Annotated in this window: 22 protein-coding genes; 6 read left to right on the top strand and 16 right to left on the bottom strand. The window is 71.3% G+C overall.

The window, feature by feature from the left end:
- Nucleotides 1–4: 4 nt before the first annotated feature.
- Nucleotides 5–637: a sulfite oxidase-like oxidoreductase gene (locus ACZ5PB_RS15385; RefSeq protein WP_468691316.1), complete on the bottom strand. Its 633-nt coding sequence runs from the start codon at nucleotides 635–637 to the stop codon at nucleotides 5–7.
- Between the two features lie 154 nt (nucleotides 638–791).
- Here ACZ5PB_RS15385 and bfr point away from each other — a divergent pair, with 154 nt between their 5' ends.
- Entirely contained in the window at nucleotides 792–1274 is a 483-nt protein-coding gene (gene bfr, locus ACZ5PB_RS15380; RefSeq protein WP_468691314.1) for a bacterioferritin, read from the top strand.
- A 64-nt stretch (nucleotides 1275–1338) separates the two neighbouring features.
- Here the strand turns inward: bfr and ACZ5PB_RS15375 are convergent, their stop codons facing one another.
- The 3 genes from ACZ5PB_RS15375 to ACZ5PB_RS15365 all read right to left on the bottom strand — a co-directional run bounded on the left by ACZ5PB_RS15375 (nucleotide 1339) and on the right by ACZ5PB_RS15365 (nucleotide 5044).
- Nucleotides 1339–1575 (bottom strand): (2Fe-2S)-binding protein, encoded by a 237-nt coding sequence (locus ACZ5PB_RS15375; RefSeq protein ID WP_468691313.1) that lies wholly within the window; start codon nucleotides 1573–1575, stop codon nucleotides 1339–1341.
- A 157-nt stretch (nucleotides 1576–1732) separates the two neighbouring features.
- Nucleotides 1733–3085 (bottom strand): class II 3-deoxy-7-phosphoheptulonate synthase, encoded by a 1353-nt coding sequence (locus tag ACZ5PB_RS15370; protein ID WP_468691311.1) that lies wholly within the window; start codon nucleotides 3083–3085, stop codon nucleotides 1733–1735.
- A gap of 42 nt (nucleotides 3086–3127) precedes the next feature.
- Complete coding sequence (locus tag ACZ5PB_RS15365) at nucleotides 3128–5044, bottom strand: glycosyltransferase (RefSeq protein ID WP_468691309.1); 1917 nt, start codon at nucleotides 5042–5044, stop codon at nucleotides 3128–3130.
- Nucleotides 5045–5197: 153 nt separating this feature from the next.
- Here ACZ5PB_RS15365 and ACZ5PB_RS15360 point away from each other — a divergent pair, with 153 nt between their 5' ends.
- Both ACZ5PB_RS15360 and ACZ5PB_RS15355 read left to right on the top strand, forming a co-directional pair.
- Complete coding sequence (locus tag ACZ5PB_RS15360; RefSeq protein ID WP_468691562.1) at nucleotides 5198–5278, top strand: trp operon leader peptide; 81 nt, start codon at nucleotides 5198–5200, stop codon at nucleotides 5276–5278.
- A 106-nt stretch (nucleotides 5279–5384) separates the two neighbouring features.
- Nucleotides 5385–7289 (top strand): anthranilate synthase family protein, encoded by a 1905-nt coding sequence (locus ACZ5PB_RS15355; protein WP_468691307.1) that lies wholly within the window; start codon nucleotides 5385–5387, stop codon nucleotides 7287–7289.
- Between the two features lie 58 nt (nucleotides 7290–7347).
- Here the strand turns inward: ACZ5PB_RS15355 and ACZ5PB_RS15350 are convergent, their stop codons facing one another.
- From ACZ5PB_RS15350 to ACZ5PB_RS15330, 5 genes are all read right to left on the bottom strand, one after another.
- Nucleotides 7348–8352, bottom strand: coding sequence for a 2-hydroxyacid dehydrogenase (locus ACZ5PB_RS15350; protein WP_468691305.1), 1005 nt, complete (start codon nucleotides 8350–8352; stop codon nucleotides 7348–7350).
- A gap of 132 nt (nucleotides 8353–8484) precedes the next feature.
- Entirely contained in the window at nucleotides 8485–9519 is a 1035-nt protein-coding gene (locus tag ACZ5PB_RS15345) for a 6-phosphofructokinase (protein WP_468691303.1), read from the bottom strand.
- 109 nt (nucleotides 9520–9628) lie between these two features.
- Complete coding sequence (locus ACZ5PB_RS15340; RefSeq protein WP_468691561.1) at nucleotides 9629–10273, bottom strand: response regulator; 645 nt, start codon at nucleotides 10271–10273, stop codon at nucleotides 9629–9631.
- 89 nt (nucleotides 10274–10362) lie between these two features.
- Entirely contained in the window at nucleotides 10363–11583 is a 1221-nt protein-coding gene (gene macS / locus ACZ5PB_RS15335; RefSeq protein ID WP_468691301.1) for a MacS family sensor histidine kinase, read from the bottom strand.
- Between the two features lie 139 nt (nucleotides 11584–11722).
- Complete coding sequence (locus tag ACZ5PB_RS15330; RefSeq protein ID WP_468691299.1) at nucleotides 11723–12523, bottom strand: lysophospholipid acyltransferase family protein; 801 nt, start codon at nucleotides 12521–12523, stop codon at nucleotides 11723–11725.
- 189 nt (nucleotides 12524–12712) lie between these two features.
- Between ACZ5PB_RS15330 and ACZ5PB_RS15325 the strand changes: the two genes are divergently transcribed.
- Complete coding sequence (locus tag ACZ5PB_RS15325) at nucleotides 12713–13492, top strand: alpha/beta hydrolase (protein ID WP_468691296.1); 780 nt, start codon at nucleotides 12713–12715, stop codon at nucleotides 13490–13492.
- Nucleotides 13485–14096: a hypothetical protein gene (locus ACZ5PB_RS15320; RefSeq protein ID WP_468691294.1), complete on the top strand. Its 612-nt coding sequence runs from the start codon at nucleotides 13485–13487 to the stop codon at nucleotides 14094–14096. The genes ACZ5PB_RS15325 and ACZ5PB_RS15320 overlap by 8 nt, the downstream gene beginning before the upstream one ends.
- A 416-nt stretch (nucleotides 14097–14512) precedes the next feature.
- On the opposite strand, the gene ACZ5PB_RS15315 is transcribed toward ACZ5PB_RS15320, so the two are convergent.
- From ACZ5PB_RS15315 to ACZ5PB_RS15290, 6 genes are all read right to left on the bottom strand, one after another.
- Nucleotides 14513–15280, bottom strand: coding sequence for an endonuclease/exonuclease/phosphatase family protein (locus tag ACZ5PB_RS15315; protein WP_468691292.1), 768 nt, complete (start codon nucleotides 15278–15280; stop codon nucleotides 14513–14515).
- Between the two features lie 96 nt (nucleotides 15281–15376).
- The gene (locus ACZ5PB_RS15310) at nucleotides 15377–16318 is read right to left on the bottom strand and encodes an ROK family glucokinase (RefSeq protein WP_468691290.1); all 942 of its coding nucleotides are present in this window, start codon (nucleotides 16316–16318) and stop codon (nucleotides 15377–15379) included.
- A 77-nt stretch (nucleotides 16319–16395) separates the two neighbouring features.
- Nucleotides 16396–16932, bottom strand: coding sequence for a DUF5304 domain-containing protein (locus ACZ5PB_RS15305; protein ID WP_468691288.1), 537 nt, complete (start codon nucleotides 16930–16932; stop codon nucleotides 16396–16398).
- Between the two features lie 144 nt (nucleotides 16933–17076).
- On the bottom strand, nucleotides 17077–18297 hold the full coding sequence (locus ACZ5PB_RS15300; protein WP_468691559.1) for an ArsA family ATPase: 1221 nt from the start codon (nucleotides 18295–18297) through the stop codon (nucleotides 17077–17079).
- Between the two features lie 61 nt (nucleotides 18298–18358).
- Nucleotides 18359–18805, bottom strand: a complete 447-nt coding sequence (locus ACZ5PB_RS15295; RefSeq protein WP_468691286.1) for an SRPBCC family protein — start codon at nucleotides 18803–18805, stop codon at nucleotides 18359–18361.
- A gap of 86 nt (nucleotides 18806–18891) precedes the next feature.
- Complete coding sequence (locus tag ACZ5PB_RS15290; protein WP_468691283.1) at nucleotides 18892–19668, bottom strand: metallophosphoesterase family protein; 777 nt, start codon at nucleotides 19666–19668, stop codon at nucleotides 18892–18894.
- A 279-nt stretch (nucleotides 19669–19947) separates the two neighbouring features.
- Between ACZ5PB_RS15290 and ACZ5PB_RS15285 the strand changes: the two genes are divergently transcribed.
- A complete protein-coding gene (locus tag ACZ5PB_RS15285) occupies nucleotides 19948–21744 on the top strand; it encodes an AMP-dependent synthetase/ligase (RefSeq protein WP_468691281.1) in 1797 nt (598 codons plus the stop codon).
- An 88-nt stretch (nucleotides 21745–21832) separates the two neighbouring features.
- Here ACZ5PB_RS15285 and ACZ5PB_RS15280 read toward each other — a convergent pair whose 3' ends face one another.
- Nucleotides 21833–22975 carry a glycosyltransferase family 4 protein gene (locus ACZ5PB_RS15280; RefSeq protein WP_468691279.1) on the bottom strand — a complete coding sequence of 381 codons (1143 nt, stop codon included), beginning with the start codon at nucleotides 22973–22975 and terminating at the stop codon, nucleotides 21833–21835.
- Nucleotides 22976–23028 lie beyond the last annotated feature (53 nt).

The raw sequence follows: 23028 nt of genomic DNA, 5'->3' as shown, positions 1-23028 counted from the left end.
GGGATCAGAGCTCGGGGCCGTCCCCGGGCTCCTCCTGGTACGAGTACCGCTGCTCCCGCCACGGGTCACCGATGTTGTGGTAGCCCCGCTCCTCCCAGAAGCCCCGGCGGTCCGCCGTCATGTACTCGATGCCCCGGACCCACTTGGGGCCCTTCCAGGCGTACAGGTGCGGCACCACCAGGCGCAGCGGAAAGCCGTGCTCGGCGGTGAGCAGGTCGTCGCCCTTGTGCGTGGCGAGAATGGTCCGCTCGGAAGTGAAGTCCTCGATACGGACGTTGGCGCTGTAGCCGTACTCGGCCCAGACCATGACGTGGGTGACGTTCGGGGCGGGCGGGGCGAGTTCCAGGATCGTACGGGCGGCGACACCACCCCATTCGGCCCCCAGCATGCTGAATTTCGTCACGCAGTGCAGATCGGCGACCACGGTGTCGAACGGCAGCGCCGAGAACTCCTCGTGGTTCCAGCAGTGCTTCTCGCCGTCCGCCGTCGCGCCGAAGACGCGGAACTCCCAGCGGTCGGGCTTGAACTTGGGGACGGGCCCGTAGTGGGTGACGGGCCAGCCACGCTGCAGCCGTTGTCCCGGCGGAAGCTCGGATTGCTCGATTTCGCGGTATTCCCGGCTTTCCGGCTGACCCATGTCATCCATGGTGACAGACGGCGAGGGGTGGTCATGACCGGGTCTGGCCCGATTCGGGCAACTCCTACTAAGCATGCACTTACTGGACGGCCTCGGAGAAGCGGTGCGAGGATGCGCGCAATCTGCCCGCCACACCCCTGGAAGGAGCCCCGCGATGCAGGGCGACCCCGAGGTCATTGAATTTCTCAACGAGCAGCTGACCGCCGAACTGACGGCGATCAACCAGTACTTCCTGCACGCGAAGATGCAGGACAACTTCGGCTGGACCAAGCTGGCCAAGTACACGCGTGCCGAGTCGTTCGACGAGATGAAGCACGCGGAGGTCCTGACCGACCGGATCCTCTTCCTGGAGGGCCTGCCGAACTACCAGCGGCTCTTCCACGTGCGGATCGGCCAGACGGTGACCGAGATGTTCCAGGCGGACCGGCAGATCGAGGTCGAGGCGATCGACCGCCTCAAGCGCGGTGCGGAAGTCATGCGGGGCAAGGGCGACATCACGTCGGCCAAGATCTTCGAGGACATCCTGGCGGACGAGGAGCACCACATCGACTACCTCGACACCCAGCTGGAACTGGTCGAGAAGCTCGGTGAGCCGCTCTACATCGCCCAGTTGATCGAGCAGCCGAGCGAGGCGTAACCGGCCGTCCTGCGCGGCACCGGCCGTCCTGCGCGGTTCGGCCGTCCTACGCGGTTCGGCCGTCCTACGCGGCTTCGCCGAGGGCTTCGCCCATGTCGGCGGTGACGATCTCGCGCTGGGCTATCTGCTCCCTGCGCGGGCAGGCGCCCCGGCCGAGCAGGCCCTGGATCGTACGTACGCAGTTCCCGCAGTCGGTTCCGGCCTTGGTGACGGAGGCTATCTGGCGCGGGGTGCATGCTCCGTCGGCGGCGTGGGCCTTGATCTGCTGGTCGGTCACGCCGAAGCAGGAGCAGACGAACACGCGGACACCTCCATCCCACAGCCAGGGAGCCTTCGCTCAGGTAAACCTAACCTTACCCATGGCGAGGTGTGGGGGAAACCCCCGGTACGCCGGTGGGGCACGGATCACAGATCCGTGCCCCACCGTGTTTTTCGATCAAGAAGACCGGCCCGTGCGACTACTGGTCGCGGTACATCTCCGCCACCAGGAACGCCAGGTCCAGGGACTGGCTGCGGTTGAGGCGCGGGTCGCAGGCCGTCTCGTAGCGCTGGTGCAGGTCGTCGACGAAGATCTCGTCGCCGCCGCCCACGCACTCGGTGACGTCGTCACCGGTGAGTTCGACGTGGATGCCGCCGGGGTGGGTGCCCAGGCCCTTGTGGACCTCGAAGAAGCCCTTGACCTCGTCGAGCACGTCGTCGAAGCGGCGGGTCTTGTGGCCGGAGGCCGCCTCGTACGTGTTGCCGTGCATCGGGTCGGTGATCCAGGCGACGGTCGCTCCGGACGCGGTGACCTTCTCGACCAGCTCCGGGAGCTTGTCCCGGACCTTGTCGGCGCCCATCCGGACGATGAAGGTCAGCCGGCCGGGCTCGCGGTCCGGGTCCAGCTTGTCGATGTAGCCCAGTGCCTCGTCGACCGTGGTCGTCGGGCCCAGCTTGATGCCGATCGGGTTGCGGATGCGCGAGGCGAACTCGATGTGCGCGCCGTCCATCTGGCGGGTGCGCTCACCGACCCAGACCATGTGGCCCGAGGTGTCGTAGAGGTTGCCGGTACGGGAGTCCACGCGGGTCAGCGCGGCCTCGTAGTCCAGCAGCAGCGCCTCGTGCGAGGCGTAGAACTCGACCGTGCGGAACTCGGCCGGGTCGGTCCCGGCGGCCTTCATGAAGTTCAGCGCGTTGTCGATCTCGCGGGCGAGCTGCTCGTAACGCTGGCCGGACGGCGAGGACTTCACGAAGTCCTGGTTCCAGGCGTGCACCTGGCGCAGGTCCGCGTAACCGCCGGTGGTGAAGGCGCGCACGAGGTTGAGCGTCGAGGCGGATGCGTTGTACATCCGCTTCAGCCGCTCGGGGTCGGGGATCCGGGCCTCTTCGGTGAAGGCGAAACCATTCACCGAGTCGCCCCGGTAGGTGGGCAGCGTCACGCCGTCGCGGGTCTCGGTCCCCTTGGAGCGCGGCTTGCTGTACTGCCCGGCGATGCGGCCCACCTTGACGACGGGAACCGATGCGGCGTACGTCAGCACCGCGCCCATCTGCAGGAGGGTCTTCAGTTTGTTGCGGATGTGGTCGGCGGAGACGGCGTCGAAGGCCTCGGCGCAGTCGCCGCCCTGAAGCAGGAACGCCTCGCCCTTGGCGACGGCTCCCAGCCGGGCGCGCAGCTGGTCGCACTCACCCGCGAAAACGAGCGGCGGATACGATTCGAGGTCCGCGACAACATCGCGCAGCGCCTCAGCATCGGGGTACTCGGGCTGCTGCGCCGCAGGAAGGTCGCGCCAGGTGTTGCCACCGTCAGGGGTGGTCTTCGCGTTCACGGTCACGCGGTCAGCCTACGGGGTGCCGCAGAGTGCTCCATGCCGCGCTCACAAGGTGAGACGCCTGGTCCACCGCCAGTGAGCAGGGACGGTGAGGGTCGCTCCGGGTGCTCCGTCCACCGCCGAGGCGACCGGGAGATCCGTCTCGAAGCCCCGGCCGGACAGCCTGATCCGCAGGTCCCAGGTACCCTCCCCGGCTTCGCCGAGCGTCCCGCGCAAAGTGAAGCGGTCCCCCGGCAGCCGGGTCACCGAGGTGTCCAGAACGACCGTTCGGCCATCGAGCACCAGAATCAGGTCAAGTTCCACGTCGCCCGGGCAGCCGGGCAGGGTCACCGCCGCCGAGACGGCCGGAGCCAGCAGCGCTCTGCGGGTGACGGCCGCGCGGGCGTCGCCGCCCAGCGGGTGGCGGCGGGCGCCGATGTCGAGGTTGGCGTGCCGGTGCGGGTCGGAGGCGTACACGGCGGCGGCGACCACGGGGACCGCGCCGCCCCCGGTGAGGTGGGCCACCGGTGCGGGCGAGGGTTCGGGCGCCGAGAGCCAGGCGGCCTTGGTGAGCGGGGCGCTGCCGTCGGCTGCCGGGGCGCTCACCTCGATCCGCACCGACCAGTTGCCCGGGGTCAGCGGGGTTCCGGCGGCGGCCCTGGCCGGGTCGATGTCCGCCCGGTAATCGCCGTCGGCCGTGCGGACGGTGGGCACCCGGTGGTCCGTACCGCCGCTGCGCAGCACCAGGGCGACCTGCTGGCCCTCGGGCGACACCTGGGTCAGTACGGCGCTGCCGGTCACGCGGAGCACCCCGTCGCGCCAGGTCCAGGCGCCCGGGGTCTGGCGCAGCACCACGCGCGAGGTCAGGTCGTAGCAGGAGTCGGGCAGCGCGCGCGAGGCGTCGCGGCCCTCGCCGCTGCTCCCGTCGCGGCTCTTGTCGCGGCCCTTGTCGCGGAAGAAGGGGTACGCGGCGTGGGCCCGCCCGTCGGCGACCACGGCGGGGCCGGGCTCGCCCCCGGCGTCGGCGCGCACGATCGCGGTGAGCTCGTCGAGCAGCCCGTACCGGACGCAGTGGGCGCGCAGCCGCAGCCTGGGCGGCAGCGCCTCGGCTATGCCGTCCGTCAGCCATTCCTCGACGAGCGGCCTCGCGGCCTTGGCGATCACGGCGCGGGTCTCGTCGTCGAAGGTGGCGAAGTGGCTGCCGAAGGCGCTGAGTATCTCGCCGTGGAAGTGCCGCTCGACCAGCTTGTCGCGGTCCCGGCCGGCCGGGACGTGCTCGGCGACGAGGGCCAGGATGGTCTCGACGAAGGCCAGGTGCTCGGGCCAGTCGATGGACTGCTCCGAGGCGTTGCCCTGGTCGTCGCGGCCCTCCAGGACGTAGCAGTCGTGGTCGGCGACGACGGATATCCGGCCGGCCCGCAGCACGCCCTCGACGGCGAAGGGGAGGTCCTCGAAGCGCAGCCGGTTCTCGGTGAAGCGCAGCGAGTGGGCGTCGATCAGGGTGCGCCGCCACAGCTTGTACGCGGCGAGCGTCCAGTAGACGGGCGAGTCGAAGAGGCTGACGTCCGGGTTGGAGCGGCGCAGGTCGACCGGGGCGGGGCGGCCGTTTCCGCCGACGATGCGCCCGTAGACGACGTCGGAGCCGTGCTCCTCGGCCATGTCCAGCAGGCGTTCCAGGGCCTGGGGGCCGAGGTGGTCGTCGGAGTCCAGGAAGAACAGGTAGTCGCCGCGGGCCCGCTCGATGCCGACGTTGCGGGGCTTGCCCGCACCCCCGGACGCCTCCTGGTGCACGACCGTCACCTGCGGCTCGCGCGCGGCGAACGCGTCCAGCCAGGCACCACTGCCGTCCGTGGAGCCGTCGTTGACAGCGATGATCTCCCACTGGTCCCGGGGCAGCGTCTGGGCGAGGACGGAGCCCAGGCACCGGTCCAGGTACTGCTCGGTGTTGTGCACGGGCACGACAACGGAAACGCGCGGAGCCATGGGGCACCCTTCGAGGGACAGGCCGCCCTCGTACTGGTGTCCGTGGGTCCGCCATCCGCAAAGTAAGGGAAGAGGCTGTCGATACAGAAGAGATCTCGTGGATCTTTTTTCACCGCGGCCTGATTCATTCGGCCGATCTCCGTACGTTCCTGTATGGTCCGCCTCATGTTCGCGCAGACCCAGCAGACCCAGATTCAGAACTGGTGGTGGACCGCTCATCCGGCGGCCCACTGATCGCGCGTACGTCAACTGACGCGGAGGCCGCCCCGGGAGGGCGGCCTTTTCGCATGTCTGGCGCCGTTCCTCCGGATCCCGCTCCACTCCCCGGAAGGAACCCCCGATGGAACCCCCGACGCATCCCTCGGCCCTGATCGACCGGCTGCTCACCGCCGACTGCCCGCCCTTCGCGCTGCTGCGCCGCCGCACCCCGGGGCGTGACCACGACACCGTCGAGGTACTGGTCGGGGCGGTGCACGAGGCCGGGCTGCTGGCGGACCTGCCCGACGGCTCGGACGGCCGCCCGGTCCTGGCCCTCGTACCGTTCCGGCAGATCAGGGAGCGCGGCTTCGAGGTGCGCGACGACGGTACGCCGCTGAGCGTGCTGGTCGCGGACGAGTCGTACGAACTGCCGCTGGACGGCCTGCTGGAGGCGCTTCCCGGCCACGCGGTGCGGGTCACGGGTGGCGCCTTCGACGTCGCCGACGAGGAGTACGCCCGGATCGTCCGGCAGGTCGTCGACTCCGAGATCGGCAGTGGCGAGGGCGCCAACTTCGTCATCCGGCGTACGTACACGGGCGAGATCCCGGGCTTCGGCAAGGCCGACGCGCTGGCGCTTTTCCGGCGGCTGCTGGCCGGGGAGCGGGGGGCGTACTGGACGTACGTCGTCCACACCGGGGACCGCACGCTGGTCGGTGCGAGCCCCGAGGTGCACGTGCGGATGTCCGGCGGGACGGTGGTGATGAACCCCATCAGCGGCACGTACCGCTACCCGGCCCAGGGCCCGGCCCCGGAGAGCCTGCTGTCCTTCCTCGCCGACCCGAAGGAGACCGAGGAGCTCTCGATGGTCGTCGACGAGGAGCTCAAGATGATGTGCACCGTCGGTGACATGGGCGGGGTGGTGGTCGGCCCCCGGCTCAAGGAGATGGCCCATCTGGCGCACACGGAGTACGAGTTGCGGGGGCGCAGCTCGCTGGATGTGCGGGAGGTGCTGCGCGAGACGATGTTCGCGGCCACGGTCACCGGCTCACCCGTGCAGAACGCCTGCCGGGTCATCGAGCGCCACGAGGTGGGCGGGCGCGGCTACTACGCGGGCGCGCTGGCCCTGCTGGGCCGGGACGCGTCCGGCGCGCAGACGCTGGACTCGCCGATCCTGATCCGTACCGCCGACATCTCCCCCGACGGCCGGCTCCGGGTGCCGGTCGGCGCCACCCTGGTCCGCCGCTCCGACCCCGCGTCCGAGGTCGCCGAGACGCACGCCAAGGCGGCGGGCGTGCTGGCCGCGCTGGGGGTACGTCCCGGCCGCCCGCGGACGGAGCCGGCCCGCGCCGCGCTGGCGGACGACCCACGGGTGCGGGCGGCGCTGGACGGGCGCCGGGCGGGGCTGGCCCCGTTCTGGCTGCGGATGCAGGAGCGGAGCGGGCTGCTGTCGGGCCACGCGTTCGTGGTCGACGCGGAGGACACCTTCACGGCGATGCTGGCGCACGTGCTGCGCGCTTCGGGGCTTGAGGTGACGGTGCGGCGGTACGACGCCCCCGGCACGCGGGAGGCGGCGCTCGCCCACCCGGGACCCGTGGTCCTGGGCCCCGGCCCGGGCGATCCCGCCGACGCCGGTGACCCGAAGATGCGGGCGCTGCGCGGGCTGACGGAGGAGCTGCTGCGGGGGCACCGGCACGGGGTGCTGGGAGTGTGCCTGGGCCACGAGCTGATCGCGGCGGAGCTCGGCCTGCGGATCGCCCGCAAGGAGGTGCCGTACCAGGGGGCGCAGGAGCGGGTGGACCTCTTCGGCGAGCAGCGGACGGTGGGGTTCTACAACTCCTTCACCGCGGTGTGCGGACAGGACGAGGCGAGGGAACTGGCGGCGCACGGCATCGAGGTGGCGCGGGACGGGGTGACGGGCGAGGTGCACGGGCTGCGGGGGCCGGGGTTCGCGTCGGTGCAGTTCCACCCGGAGTCGGTGCTGAGCCTGGAGGGGGTGGAGGTGGTGCGGGGACTGCTGGCGGGACTGGGGGCCAGGGTGAGCGGCTGACCGCTGCGGCGCCGGTCCCCGGGCGGGGCCCGGCGCTTCCCTCGGCCTCCCCCGTCCCTCAGCCCTCCCCCGGCACCAGCACGTTCGCTCCGCGTCGCCCCGCCCCGTAGTCCGCCACGTTCTCCACCGTCGCCGCGACGATCTGTCCCACCGCGTCCACGGTGTAGTACGCCTGGTGGGACGTCACCAGCACATTGGGGAACGTCACCAGACGGGCCAGGGTGTCGTCCTCGACGACCGTCAGGGACTTGTCCAGGAAGAAGAGTCCGGCCTCCGCCTCGTACACGTCGAGGCCGACGCCCGCGAAGCGGCCGGCCCGCAGCTCGTTCACCAGGGCCTCGGTGTCGATCAGGCCGCCCCGGCTGGAGTTGACCAGGATGGCGTCGTCCTTCATCAGGCGCAGCACGGCCGCGTCGATCAGGTGGTGGGTCGAGGGGAGCAGCGGTACGTGCAGGCTGATCACGTCGGCCTGGGAGAAGAGCTCGGCCTTCTCGACGTAGCGCATGCCGAGCGCCGTGCAGGCGGGGTTCTCGGTGACGTCCCAGCCGAGCAGGTTCATGCCGAAGCCGTGCGCGATCCGGGTGAACGCCTCGCCGATCTTCCCGGTGCCGAGCACACCGACCGTGCGGCCCCGCATGTCGCGACCCAGCAGCCCGTCCAGCCGGAAGTCGAAGTCGCGGGTGCGCCCGGCGGCGCGGACCACCCGGCGGTTGACCGCCATCGCCAGGGTCCAGGCGAATTCGGCGACGGAGTACGGGGAGTAGTACGAGACGCGGGCGACGGTGAGGCCGAGTTCGCGGGCCACTTCCAGGTCGATGTTGTTGAAGCCGGTGGAGCGCTGGGCGATCATCCGGGTGCCGCCGGCAGCGAGCGCGCGCAGCACCCGCTCACCGAGGTCGGCGTTGACGCTGGTGCTGATGATCTCGTGGCCGGCCGCGATGGGCACGGTGTCCTCGGTGAGGAAGACGTTCACGCAGCGGACGCCGTGGGAGCCCTCTTCCGCGAAGGCCTTCTCGATCAGCGGCTGCTCGTCGGCCTGCACGCCGAATGCCAGGACGTCCACGGGGTTCACCTCGTACAGAGAGCTTCGAAGCGGGGCTTCATGCGGCTTTTCCGGACAAAGCCCGAATATACGGGCGCCGCTGCCACCCTGCCCCTCAGCCGAACCCCGCCCCGCCCCGACCCTCCCCGCCCCTCAGCCGAAGAAGACCTCCGCCTCCGCGTACATCTCCGCCGGAACCGTCTTCAGCGTCGCCGTCGCCTCCCCGATCGGCACCCGCACGATGTCCGTGCCGCGCAGCGCCACCATCGTCCCGAAGTCCCGCTCGTGCACGGCGTCGATCGCGTGCAGCCCGAAGCGGGTGGCCAGCCAGCGGTCGAAGGCACTGGGGGTGCCGCCGCGCTGGACGTGGCCGAGGACGGTCGTCCGGGCCTCCTTGCCGGTCCGCTTCTCGACCTCCTTGGCGAGCCACTCCCCCACGCCCGACAGCCGTACGTGGCCGAAGGAATCCAGCGTTCCGTCCTTCAGGACCATGTCGCCGTCCCGAGGCATCGCCCCTTCCGCGACCACGACTATCGGCGCGTACGAGGACCGGAAGCGCGAGGTGATCCAGCCGCAGACCCGGTCGATGTCGAAGCGCCGCTCGGGGACCAGGATGACGTTGGCGCCGCCCGCGAGCCCGGAGTGCAGGGCGATCCAGCCGGAGTGGCGCCCCATCACCTCCACCACCAGGACCCGCATGTGGGACTCGGCGGTGGTGTGCAGCCGGTCGATGGCCTCGGTGGCGATGGAGACGGCGGTGTCGAAGCCGAAGGTGTAGTCGGTGGCGGAGAGGTCGTTGTCGATGGTCTTGGGGACGCCGACGCAGTCGATCCCGTACTCCCCGGACAGCCGCGCGGCGACGCCCAGGGTGTCCTCGCCGCCGATCACGATCAGTGCCTCGACGCCCCGGCGGGCCATGGTCTCCTCGATGCGACGCACCCCGTCCGCGCCCTCGGTGAGGGGGTTGGTGCGCGAGGAGCCGAGGATGGTGCCGCCCCGGGGCAGGATGCCCCGGACCGTCTCGATGTTCAGGTTCACGGTGCGGTGGTCGTCCAGGACGCCGCGCCAGCCGTCCCGGAAGCCGACGAACTCGTGCCCGTAGCTCTGGACGCCCTTGCGGACGACGGCGCGGATGACCGCGTTGAGCCCCGGGCAGTCACCGCCCCCGGTCAGCACTCCGACTCGCATGGCAGTGGTCCCTTCGCCGTGGCCAGCACTGGGACCCACCACGCTAGGGCGCGCGCGGACACGCCGTCGAGACCGCGTGCCCGCCCCGGCCGCGCACCGGGGGCACGGCTCAGGCGTCGTCGAGCCCGCGCTCTATCGCGTACCGCACGAGCTCGACGCGGTTGTGCAGCTGGAGCTTGCCGAGGGTGTTCTGCACGTGGTTCTGGACGGTGCGGTGCGAGATGACCAGGCGCTCGGCGATCTGCTTGTACGAGAGTCCCTTGGCGACCAGCCGCAGCACCTCGGTCTCGCGGTCGGTGAGCTGCGGCGCCCTGGGCTCGTCCGGGGCGGCCGGGGCCGGGTCGGAGGCCAGCCTGCGGTACTCGCCGAGGACCAGACCGGCCAGGCCCGGGGTGAAGACGGGGTCGCCGACGGCGGTGCGGCGCACCGCGTCGCACAGCTCCTCGGTGGACGCCGACTTGAGCAGGTAGCCGGTCGCCCCGGACTTCACCGCCTCCAGTACGTCCGCGTGCTCGCCGCTCGCGGACAGTACGAGCACCCGCAGCTTGGGATCGACGCCTACCAGCTCCTTGCAGACCTGCACGCCCGGCATGCCCGGCAGGTTCAGGTCCAGGACCAGTACGTCGGGTACGACGGCCTGGGCGCGCCGCACAGCCTGCGGTCCGTCCCCGGCGGTGGCGACCACGTCGAACCCGGCGGCGGCCAGGTCGCGGGCGACGGCGTCGCGCCACATCGGGTGGTCGTCGACCACCATGACCCTGGTCGCGCCGTCCTGCCGATCCACCGTCACTGCCACGTTCACTTCTGTGTTCACTGCCGCGTTCACTTCTGTGTTCACTTCACTCATCGCTTCGCTCTCCCCCGTGGAACCTTCAGTTCGACTTCCGTGCCCTGCCCCGGGATCGAGAGCAGTTCGGCGCTCCCGCCCAGGTCCCGCAGCCGCCCCCGGATCGAGAGCGCCACTCCCATCCGGCCCTCGCCCTCGGCCTGCGCGAGCCTGCCGTCGGGGATGCCGGGGCCGTCGTCCCGTACCGTCACGATCACTTCGTCCGGCTCGTCCTCGACCAGGATCCAGGCCTGGGCGTCCCCGCCGGCGTGCCTGCGGACATTGTCCAGTGCGGCACTGACAGCGGCCGCGAGTTCCCTGGCCGCCGCCGGTTCGAGCAGCACCGGAGCGCCCGGTTCCGCGAACGAGACGCGGGCCCCGGCGTGCGGGGCGAGCAGCGAGCGCAGGTCCACGGGGCCGCCCGGGCCGCCGTCGTCCGGCTCATCGACCTCGTAGCTGCGGACCACCGCGCCCAGGGAGGCGTCCTCGGACGCCCTGGTGGTGGGGACCAGACCACTGGAGACCAGGGTGCGCAGGGCGACCTCCTGCTCGCCCGCCATCCGGCCCAGTTCGGCCGCCTCGCCGCCGAGCGCGCTGCCGCGCCGCTGCACCATGGCGAGCACCTGGAGGACGCTGTCGTGGATGTCGCGGGCGAGGCGCTCGCGTTCGCGGGTGGCGGCCTCGATCTCCAGGGCGCGGGCGAGGGTGGCCTCCGAGGCGCGGGCGACCTCGACGACGTAGCCGATGGCGATCGAGGCGACCCAGACCAGCAGCACGTTGTGCAGGGTGTCCCGGCTGGGGCTGCCGCGCTCGACCAGGTTCGCGGCGGCGACCAGCGAGGAGGCGAACGCCGCCCACCGCCAGCCGCCCTTGATGGCGAACGCGAGGACGGAGCCCGCGGTCCAGATGGTGGGCAGGGTCGGACCGTCGATCTCCTGCGCCTGGAAGTTGGCGAGCGGGGTCAGCAGGATGCCGACGAGGGCGACGGTGAGGTCGATGCCGAGGAAACGCTTGGTGCAGCTGGCCGCGTTCGCCACCTTGGGCAGGGTGGCCAGCGTCCAGACGGCCATCACCGCCAGATAGGCGATGGCCACCCAGGCGCGCTCGAACTCCTGCCGGGTGAAGACGAAGAGACCCACCGCGTACAGCATGGTGAGCACCCGGTAGCCGGTCAGCGCTCGCCACAGCGGCTGCTCGACCGACATCCGTACGACCCGCTCGCGCTGGCCCTCGGCCATGTTCCCCACCCCTGGACCCTGGTCGGACGACACCCCTGGGACAGACGACGCGGCCCGCCCCCGGACCCGTTCCGTCCGCTCCCGATCTTCCGGCCCCCGGGGCCGTTGTACACGCCTGAACCACTCGCGCTGCTAGCGCCTACTCGGCCTTCTCGGCCCTGGCCGCCTTCTCGGCCTTCTCCGCCTTCTCCAGCTCAGCCCTCTCGGCCTTCTCGGCCTTCTCCAGCTCGGCCTTCTCCGCCTTGGCGGCCTTCTCGGCGTCCGCGATCTGCCGCTTGGCGGCGGTCGCGTAGACGTCGACGTACTCCTGGCCGGAGAGCTTCATGATCTCGTACATGACCTCGTCGGTCACCGAGCGCAGGATGAAGCGGTCGCCGTCCATGCCGTGGTAGCGGCTGAAGTCGAGCGGCTTGCCGATCCTGATGCCGGGGCGCATCAGCTTGGGCACCACCTTGCCGGGCGGCTGGATCTTCTCCGTGTCGATCATCGCCACGGGGATCACCGGGGCGCCGGTCGCCAGCGCCACGCGCGCGAGGCCGCCGGGCTTGCCGCGGTAGAGCCGGCCGTCCGGGGAGCGGGTGCCCTCCGGGTAGATGCCGAAGAGGCCGCCGCCCTCGATGACCTCGATGCCCGCCTTGATGGCCGCGTCGGCCGCGCCGCGCGCGCCGGAGCGGTCGACCGGGAGCTGGCCGACGCCCTTGAAGAAGGCGGCGGTGAGCCTGCCCTTCACACCGGGCGAGGTGAAGTACTCCGCCTTGGCGATGAAGGTGACCTTCCGGTCCAGTACGGCCGGCAGGAAGAAGGAGTCCGAGAAGGACAGATGGTTGCTCGCGAGGATCGCCGGCCCGTCCGAGGGGATGTTTTCGAGGCCCTCCACCCAGGGCCTGAAGGCGACCTTCAGGGACCCTCCGATGGAGAACTTCATTGCGCCGTAGATCAACGTGTGCCTTCCCTTGTCTGTCGAAAAGACCATAACCCGTGGGTGGCCTGCGCTCCTGGTCCGGGAGGCCCTGCGGATCTGGTCGGTGTCGGTCCGGTCGCGTACGGTGAAGGCATCCTCGGCGCCCCCTCTCGGGGCTCCTCCTCCCGCTCCGTCCGCACGAAGTTCTCAAACGAACAGGAGACCCCGGTGCCGGTCCTCCCTGGAGCCGAGCCGTTCCGCCACGAGGGCGGAGAGGTAGGCGTCCTTCTCTGCCACGGTTTCACCGGTTCCCCGCAGTCGCTGCGCCCCTGGGCCGACCACCTGGCCGAGCGCGGTCTGACGGTGTCGCTGCCGCTGCTGCCGGGCCACGGCACGCGCTGGGAGGACATGCAGCTCACCGGCTGGCAGGACTGGTACGCGGAGGTGGACCGCGAGCTGCACGCCCTGCGGGCCCGCTGCAGCCAGGTCTTCGTCTTCGGCCTGTCCATGGGCGGTGCGCTCACCCTGCGGCTGGCGGCCAAGCACGGCGACGCGGTCAGCGGCATCGTCCTGGTGAACCCGGGCAACAAGGTGCACGGCCTGGCGGCGCACGCGCTGCCCGTCGTCCGTCATCTCGTCCGTACGACGAAGGGCGTGGCCGACGACATCGCGCTGGAGGGCTCCCACGAGGTGGGCTACACGCGGGTGCCGCTGCACGCCGCGAACTCCCTGCGCAACTTCTTCCGGCTCGTCGACAGCGAACTGCCGCAGGTGACGCAGCCGGTACTGCTGCTGCACAGCCCGCAGGACCATGTGGTCCCGCCGGCCGACTCGGCCCGCATCCTGAGCAGGATCTCGTCGACGGACGTCACCGAGATCCTGCTGGAACAGAGCTACCACGTGGCGACGTTGGACCATGACGCGAAGCGGATTTTCGACGAGAGTCACGCGTTCATCGGCCGCCTCGCTCCGAGCGTCGGGAAGAAGGGGAGCACTGCCGGTGGCTGAACACAACGCGGAGCGCGCTGACCGCGAGGAGGAGCGGGAGCCGGAGGCCAAGCCGCCCGCAGCTCCCGAGGAGGGCGGTCAGGCCCTGGACGAGAAGGCCGTCTGGGAGGCGATCGTGGCGGGGTACGGGGACGAACCGCCGGACCCGCCGGGGGCGAAGCCGTTCAAGTCGGTGGACGATCTGGCGCGGCTGGAGAGCGAGGTCAACGGCGACGGCCCGTCGGCCACCACTCCCGAGAAGGACCGCCCGCTGGGCAGCTCGGTGATCTTCGCCCCGGGCGTCGGCACGGCGGCGGGCGGCCCGCGCGACTACGAGCCGCAGGAAGCCAAGGACGACGACCTCGACGAGTCCGACGAGGGCCACTTCGTCCCCCCGGACCCGGACCTCCCGGAAGCCGACGTCACGTCGAAGTTCGCCTGGCTGGCGGTGGTGGGCGGACCGCTGCTGATGCTGGTGGCGGTGGTCCTGGGCTGGGACATGACGTGGTGGCTCCAGGTGCTGGGCATCGGGGGCTTCCTGGGCGGGTTCGGGACGCTGGTGGCGAGGATGGGGCACGGGTCGGACGAGGACGACGAGGATCCGGGACGGGGAGCGGTGGTCTGAGGGGCCCGCTGCGCGGGGCCATTCCCCTCCCCGCCCCTTCCCGAAACTGGGGCTCCGCCCCAGACCCCGGCCCGTGCGGGCGAGTGGGTGGGTGGGTGGGTGGGCAGGTGGCGGGCCCGGCCACGGCCGGTGGTCATGTGCGGGTGTGTGCGCGGCTGGTCGCGCAGTTCCCCGCGCCCCTGAGTACTCGTAGTCAACGCGCGCCGGGAACTGTACGGCGCTGGACACGAGTACCTGGGGGCGCGGGGAACTGCGCGAGCAACCCACCACCGGCCCGCACATCCCAACCCCCGTCCCCGCGGAGCGGTTTAGGTGAAGGGGTGGGGAGGGGCATCGCCCGCCGCAGGCGCGACACCGATCCACCGTTCGGACCGGCGCGGCGCCGGGCGCGTGCCCGGCGCACCGGGGAAGTCCCCTCACCCCACCCCCGGCACCCTCACCACCCCCACCACCGGCAAATGATCCGTCGCCGCCCGCACATCCCGCCCCTCCCCCAGCCCCACCGGCACCCCACACCCCAGCACTTCCACCCCTCCCGTAGCGAAGATCGCGTCGATCCGCTGGAACGGGTTCTCGGGCACCGAGGTGAACTCTCCGCCCCAAGGCCGGACCGCCCAGCAGTCCTGGAGTTCTGCCGCCAGGCGGCGGAACGACCGGCCGTCCGGGCGGTCGTTCAGGTCTCCGCCGGCGATCACGTGCGGCACGCCCGCCGCCCGCATCGCCTCCACCTGCTCCAGCAACAGGCCCGCCTGCTCGTACCGTTCGTCGGCCTGGAGGCTCAAGTGGCAGCTGAGGACACCGATCCGCGCGCCACCGATCCGTACCACCGCCGTCGCGAAGCCCCGCTGGTGCAGTCCTGGGGTGCGCGGCAGCAGGATGTCCTCGGTGCGCTCCACCGTCGCCCGCAGCGAGCACAACAGCAGCGGTCCGGCCGCCGTCGCGCCGCCGCCCAGGACCACCAGGTCGCTGTGTGCCGCCAGCCAGGCGGCCTTCTTGCGCCAGCGGAAGAAGCGCGGTGCCTCCTGGACGAGCACGAGGTCGGGCTCGCAGGCGCGGATCACCCGGGCCAGGGCCTCGCGATCGTCGCGCATGGAACGGATGTTGTAGGAGAGGACCCTGACGACGGCAGTGCCGTCCGGCTCCGTACGGGATGCGGGAAGCGCCTCACTGCTGCCAGTCACCATGCGGCCCAACATAGACCGGTGCCCGCCGCCTCCCCAGAGGGACGCGACGGGCACCGGAAAGCAGAACGGAACAGCAGAACGGAACGACAGAAGGCGTCAGCCCTGGCGTGCCAGGTCCGCCGCGCCCACCAGCCCCGCCTTGCCGCCCAACTGCGCCGCCAGCACCTGCGCGTGCGGCCGCCACTGGCCGCCGATCAGCCAGCGGCGGAAGGACTTGCGGATCGGGTCCAGCACCAGCTCGCCCTCGTCGGAGACGCCGCCGCCGACGATGAAGGCCGAGGGGTCGAAGAGCGAGGCCAGGTCCGCGAGACCGGCGCCCGCCCAGCGGGCCAGTTCGCGGAAGGAGTCGATCGCCACCGGGTCGCCCTGCCGGGCGGCGGCGCTGATGTGCTTGCCCTCGATGCCCTCGGTGGTGCCGTCACCGAGGCCGAGCAGGATCTCGGCGTTCTCGGGGGTGGCGTTGGCGCGCTGGCGCGCGTAGCGGACCAGGGCGCGGCCCGAGGCGTACTGCTCCCAGCAGCCCTGGCTGCCGCAGCCGCACAGCAGACCGTCCGGGACAACCCGGATGTGGCCGAACTCGGCGGCCACACCGAAGCGTCCGCGGCGGAGCTTGTTGCCGATGATGATGCCGCCGCCCAGGCCGGTGCCGAGCGTGATGCAGATGACGTCCTCGTGGCCCTTGCCGGCGCCGAACTTGTACTCGCCCCAGGCGGCCGCGTTGGCGTCGTTCTCGACGACGACCGGCAGGCCGACGCGCTGCTCGACCTTGTCCTTGAGCGGCTCGTGACGCCAGTTGATGTTGGGGGCGAAGAGCACGGTGGCGCGCTTGTCGTCCACGTAACCCGCGGCGCCGATGCCGACGGCCTCGATCTGGTGGCCCGTGCTGACCTCGGAGACCGCCGCGGAGATCGCGTCGACCATTTCCTCGGGGGTCTGCGGCGTCTTCACCTTGTACGTCTCAAGGATCTGTCCGTCTTCGTCGACCACTCCGGCCGCGATCTTCGTGCCGCCGATGTCGACGCCGATGGTGAGTCCCATGTGTCCCTCAGTTTCAGGTCGAACCACGCTCGGAACCAGAGACAGGCTCCGAGTGCCACCGTACCCGAGGAGACCTCTCAGTCGAGGTCGATGTGTTCACCTTTTGAACGGTCATCGGGGTCATCAGGACCGTCTTCAGATGACTTGGGTGTTTTGTCCGTACGATCTGGGCAAGTCGCTGAATCGGCTGAATCCTGGGTCCAGCGCTGCTCGTGGCCGGCCACCGCCGACCGATAAGCCGCAAGGAGCTCATTTCCCGCCGCCGCGAGGTGGTCGAAGACCTGGGGGTTGCGCTCGACCACCGGCTCCACGACTGCCTTCGCCTGCTGAACGAACTGCTTGGCCACGCCCTGTGCCGCCATGCCGAACAGCGGCGACTGGAGCGAGGACACCTTGTCGGCGACGGCGTCCATCAGCCGGCGCAGTTCCTCGGCGGCGGATCCGGACTGCGGGCCGTACTGCGCGCGGCGGCGGGCCCGCTCGGCGGCGAGGTCCTCCTCGCAGGCGGTCGCCCAGGCGTCGGCGTCGTACTCCCGGGAGTCGTGGGACCGGGAGTCGTGGGACCGGGAGTCGTGGGCCGCGGACTCGTCGGGGCGGTCGGTGGCTTCGCTCATGGCGACTCCTGCGAGGCGGGGTGAAGTGACGGGGCGTGTACCCCATCGACGTTACCCGAACAGCGGTACGCGGTTCATGGCCTCGCTACCTGTCCGGGGGCACCCGTCCGGGCACCTGACCGGGCACCTGCCCCCGCCCGCCCCTCACCGCCCCTGCGGCCACAGCCCCGGGTCCGGCGTGAAACGCACCCGCAGGACCCCGTCGGCCAGCCCGGCCCCGGACACCGTGCACCTGCGCAGCGCCGAGGGCAGCGGCAGGATCCGCCGGAACTCCCCCGCCGTCAGGACGAGTTCGTCACCGCGCCGGACCAGCCCCAGTTCGCTCTTGGCGGCCCCGGGCAGCGGCAGGTGCCACACCAGTACGCCGTCCTCGGCGAGCCGGTCCTCGACGGCCGGCTCCGGTGCGTCCGCCGTGCCGCCGCCCGCCGTCCGGTCCCGGATCCCGTACGAGAGTGCCTGGGCGAGCGGCCCCAACTCCTCGGTGCCGCGCGGCTCGTGCCCCAGGTGCGGCAGCTCCCGCACCGCGTCGGAGCTCTCGTGCACCTCCTTGAGGTGCGTCTGCTGCTGGGCGGAGAGGCCCGCCAGCCAGGGGTCCTGGGAGGTGGTCGGCAGCACCCGGTTGGCCACGACGGTGTCCAGGGCCAGGCCGTGCAGGGCGAGCCCGAGGCGGGCGGTGCGCAGTGCGTCGGCGGCGGCCGGACCCGGCTCGACGACCAGCCGCACCGACAGGGCGGGGCTCTCCACCACGGCCTGGGTGGCGGCCAGTTCGTCCTCCCAGCGGGCGGTGGTCTCGTACAGCCACTGCGCGGGCATCGGCACCCCGGCCAGCTGCGCCAGCATCGGCCGCAGCGAACGGGCGGCCTGCCGCTCAGGCGGCAGCAGCCTGCGCAGATAGCGGCGCAGCTGGCCGGGCAGCGCGAGGGCGGCGAGTGCGGTGTGGGTCGGCGGCATGTCGACGACGACCAGGTCGTACGCGGCACCGGGTGCGGCACACACGCCGCGCAGGGTCCGCAGCAGGGCGAGCGGCTCGCTGCCGGGGAGTTCGGTGAGTTCGTCGGTGTCCAGGGCACTGGCGCCCAGGAGGTCCAGGGCGGCCGAGGCGCGCTCCTGGAGGGCGATCAGTTCGGTGCGGAAGCCGGCGGCGGAGTCGACCCTCGCGGCCAGCAGTCCGGGCGCCGCCTCCAGCGGGGCCGACGCGTCGGGCAGGGGGCCGTCGGATATGCCCAGCAGCCGCCCCAGCGGGTCCCCCCGGTCGGTGCCCAGCAGCAGCACGCGCGCACCCGCGCGCGAGGCGGCGAGTGCGGTCGCTGCGGCGACGGTGCTACGGCCCGCGCCCCCGGGGCCCGTGACCAGGACCGTACGCACCGCACTCACGCCGAACCCCCGCACCCGTACACGTACCCGGCCCTGTCCTGCTCCTCGGCCCTCAGGCCTTGGGGCCGGACTCGACGCGCGTCTTCAGACCGGCCAGCGCGCGGTCGATGATGACCTTCTCGGCCTTGCGCTTGATCATGCCGAGCATCGGGATCTTGACGTCGACGGTCAGCTGGTAGGTGACCTCGGTCGCCCCGTTCGCGGCGTGCTCCAGGCGGTACGAGCCGTCCAGGGAGCGCAGCATCTGGGACTTCACCAGGGTCCAGCTGACCACGTTGTCGCCGGTCCAGGTGTAGGCGAGGGTGTGGTCGTCCTTGATCGCACCGGCGTCGAGCACCAGCCGGACCTTCTCGGCGCGGCCCTGGTCGTCGGTGGCCAGCACCTCGGCCTCCTTCACCTCGCCCGTCCAGTCCGGGTAGCGGGCGAAGTCCGCGATGACGTCCATGACGTCGGCCGGTGCCGCCTCGATGGTGATGCTAGAGCTGGTGTGTTCCGCCATCGCGATGGCTCCTCACGGTCCGGACTTGGGGCTGGTGGAGGTGCACGCAGGTGCACACCGCGTGAAGGCTATCGTGACCGGCCGCCTCACCACTCCAGGGCCCATGGACGGCCGGTGGAAGCGAAGTGCCCGACGTTCACGCACTCGGTGGCCCCGATCCGCATCCGGCGGGCCAGCGGCTGGTGGACGTGGCCGAAGAGGGAGTAGCGGGGGCGGGTCCTGCGGATGGCCTCCAGCAGGGCCGTGCTGCCGCGCTCGAAGCGGCGCGCCACCGTGTCGTAGACCAGCTCCGGGACCTCGGGCGGGATGTGCGAGCAGAGCACGTCGACCTCGCCGAGGGCCTCGACCTTGGCCGCGTACTCCTCGTCGTCGATCTCGAAGGGCGTGTTCATCGGGGTGCGCAGGCCGCCGCCGACGAAGCCGAAGACCAGCCCGTCGATCTCCGCGGTCTCGCCGTCCAGGACCCGGGTGCCGGGGCTGACGGTGCCCGGCCCGGCGAAGTCCGGCCAGAGTGCGGGCATGTCGACGTTGCCGTACGTGGCGTACGTGGGCGTGGGGAAGGCGGCGAACATCTCGCCGTACTGCTTGCGCACCGCCGCGTCGGTGGCGGCCCTGCGGTCCAGGCCCGCCCAGAGGCGGCGGCTGAGGTCGCGGGCCTCCTCGAAGCGGCGTGCGGTGCGCAGCTCGACGATGAGGTCGGCGTTGGCGGTGCCGAAGAGGTCGGGGAAGATGCCGCGCGAGTGGTCGGCGTAGTCGAGGAAGAGCACGAGGTCGCCGAGGCAGATCAGCGCGTCGGCTCCGTCACCTGCCCGGGCGAGGTCCGCAGCGTTCCCGTGCACGTCACTCACCACATGAACTCGCATGGTGATCAGCCTAGGACGTGCGCGAATCCCTGAGTAGGGGCGGTCGGACCTGCGGTTACTTCCGAGTCGCCCGGAGGGTCGACTACTGTGCGGCGTGCACCGCCCGAACAGTGTGACGCAGCGTACATCTGGCCGGGACCCCCTATCGGGAACCGAGTACTGGTGGGTAACGTCCGGGCAGTCCAGTCGTGCTCATCCCCCACTGAGCACCTGCCCGACCTTGGACCGCAGCCGGCACACGCTGACGTGGCGACCGGTGCCTGATGAGGAGCAGCAGTCTTGCGCGAGTTCAGCCTTCCGGCTCTGTACGAGGTCCCTTCGGACGGCAATCTGACGGATCTCATCCGCCGCAATGCCGCTCAGCACCCCCACACCGCGGTCATGGGCCGCAAGGTCGCGGGGGCGTGGACGGATGTCACCGCCACCCAGTTCCTGGCCGAGGTGCGTGCCGCCGCCAAGGGCCTGATCGCCGCCGGTATCGAGCCGGGCGACCGCATCGCCCTGATGTCGCGCACCCGCTACGAGTGGGTGCTGCTCGACTTCGCGATCTGGAGCGCGGGCGCGGTGACCGTGCCGGTGTACGAGACCAGCTCCGCCGAGCAGGTCCAGTGGATCCTCGGCGACTCCGGCGCCCGGCTGGTCCTCGTCGAGTCCGACGCGCACATGGCGGCCGTCACGTCCGTACGGGCGAACCTGCCGGAGCTCACGGGCGTCCTGCAGATCGACGCCGACGCGGTGCGCGGGCTGGCGGAGACGGGTGCGGAGGTCTCCGACGCGCTCCTCGACGAGCGGATGTCCTCGGCGACCGCCGACGACCCGGCCACCATCGTCTACACCTCGGGCACCACGGGCCGCCCCAAGGGCTGTGTGCTCACCCACCGCAGCTTCTTCGCTGAGTGCGGCAACGTGGTGGAGCGGCTGAAGCCGCTGTTCCGTACGGGCGAGTGCTCGGTGCTGCTGTTCCTGCCCGCCGCGCACGTCTTCGGGCGGCTGGTCGAGGTGGCGTCGGTGATGGCGCCGATCAAGCTCGGCTGCGTACCGGACATCAAGAACCTCACCGATGAGCTGGCGTCGTTCAAGCCGACGCTGATCCTCGGTGTTCCCCGGGTCTTCGAGAAGGTTTACAACTCCGCTCGCGCAAAGGCGCAGGCGGACGGCAAGGGCAAGATCTTCGACAAGGCCGCCGACACGGCGATCGCCTACAGCCGTGCGCTGAGCACCCCCGAGGGTCCCGCGCTGGGCCTGAAGCTCAAGCACAAGGTCTTCGACAAGCTGGTCTTCTCCAAGCTGCGCGCGGTGCTCGGCGGGCGCGGCGAGTTCGCGATCTCCGGCGGCGCCCCGCTGGGCGAGCGGCTCGGCCACTTCTTCCGGGGCATCGGCTTCACGGTCCTGGAGGGCTACGGCCTCACCGAGTCCTGTGCGGCGACGGCGTTCAACCCGTGGGACCGGCAGAAGATCGGCACGGTCGGCCAGCCGCTGCCGGGCTCGGTGGTGCGGATCGCGGACGACGGCGAGGTGCTGCTGCACGGCGAGCACATTTTCACCGGGTACTGGAACAACCCGTCGGCCACCGCCGAGGCGCTCACCGACGGCTGGTTCCACACCGGTGACATCGGCACCCTCGACGAGGACGGCTACCTCGCGATCACCGGCCGCAAGAAGGAGATCATCGTGACGGCGGGCGGCAAGAACGTCGCCCCGGCCGTCATCGAGGACCGCATCCGGGCGCACGCGCTGGTCGCGGAGTGCATGGTGGTGGGCGACGGGCGTCCCTTCGTGGGCGCGCTGATCACCATCGACGAGGAGTTCCTGGGCCGCTGGGCGCAGGACCACGGCAAGCCGGCCGGTTCGACGGCCGTCTCGCTGCGGGACGACCCGGACCTGCTGGCCACGGTGCAGAGCGCGGTGGACGACGGGAACTCGGCGGTCTCCAAGGCGGAGTCGGTGCGCAAGTTCCGGATCCTGCCCGCCCAGTTCACCGAGGAGGCCGGGCACATCACGCCGTCGCTGAAGCTCAAGCGCAACGTGGTGGCGAAGGACTTCGCGGACGAGATCGAGGCGATCTACGGCGTCTGAGGGGCCGTTCGGCGCCGAGGACAGTGACGTACGGGTAAGGGGCGGCCTCCCGGAGGCCGCCCCTTACCCGTACGCCCGTACGCCCGTACTAGAGGAGTTCCTTGAGCTTCTCGGCCAGCAGGTCCCAGCGCCACTTCTCCTCGACCCACTCGCGCCCCCGCTCCCCCATCCGCGCGCGCAGTTCGGGGTCGTTCAGCAGGGTGACGATCCGGTCGGCGGACTCCGCGGGGCTGCCGCCGCGCACCACCCACCCCGTCTCCCCGTCGAGCACCGCGTCGGGCGCACCGCCGGAGTCGCCCGCCACCACGGGCAGCCCGGTCGCGGACGCCTCCAGGTAGACGATGCCGAGCCCCTCCACGTCGAGTCCGCCCCGGCGGGTGCGGCACGGCATCGCGAAGACGTCGCCCGCCCCGTAGTGCGCGGGCAGTTCCTCCCAGGGCACCGCCCCGGTGAAGCGCACCGCGTCCGCGACGCCGGTGTCCTGCGCCAGCTTGTGCAGGTCCTTCTCGTACGGTCCGCCGCCCACGATCAGGAGCACCGCGTCCGGCACCGCGCGCAGGATCCGCGGCATCGCCTCGATGAGGGTGTCCTGCCCCTTGCGCGGCACCAGCCGGGACACGCACACCACCACGGGCCGCTCGGTGAGGCCGAGCCGGGACCGTACGGCGGCGCCGCCGGAGCCGGGGTGGAAGGTCTTCTCGTCGACGCCGGGCGGCAGTTGGACCATCCGGCCGGCGGCCTCGTCGCTGAGCGCGGTGGCGATCCGCGAGCGCGTGTACTCACCGAGGTAGGTGATCGTGTCCGTGCCCTCGCCGATCCGGCCCAACAGCTGCCTGGCGGCGGGGAGCTGGGCCCAGCCCGCCTCGTGCCCGTGGGTGGTGGCGACCAGCCTGCGGGCGCCCGCGCGGCGCAGCGCCGGGGCCATCAGCCCGAGCGGGGCGGCCGCCCCGAACCACACCGAGGTGCAGCCGTGTTCCCTGAGCAGTCCGGTGGCGCGCCGGGTGACCCGGGGCGTCGGCAGCAGCATCGTCGTCCGGTCGCGCACCACCTCGAAGGGCTGTTCGGCGTCGAACGCGGCGGTGGCCTCGGCCCCTTCGCGCCCGCGCTTCCAGGTGGAGGCGTAGACGACGATCCGGTCGGGGTCCAGCCGCAGCGCCATGTTGTGCAGGAACGCCTGGATGCCGCCGGGGCGGGGCGGGAAGTCGTTGGTCACGATCAAGGTCTTGTCCATCGTCACCGACAGTACCGGGCGGCCCCGCGTCGTCGCCGTGGCACGTCCGCGCC

The sequence above is a fragment of the Streptomyces sp. NPDC032721 genome (assembly GCF_055579625.1).
This window is presented reverse-complemented; position numbering and strand designations above follow the sequence as displayed.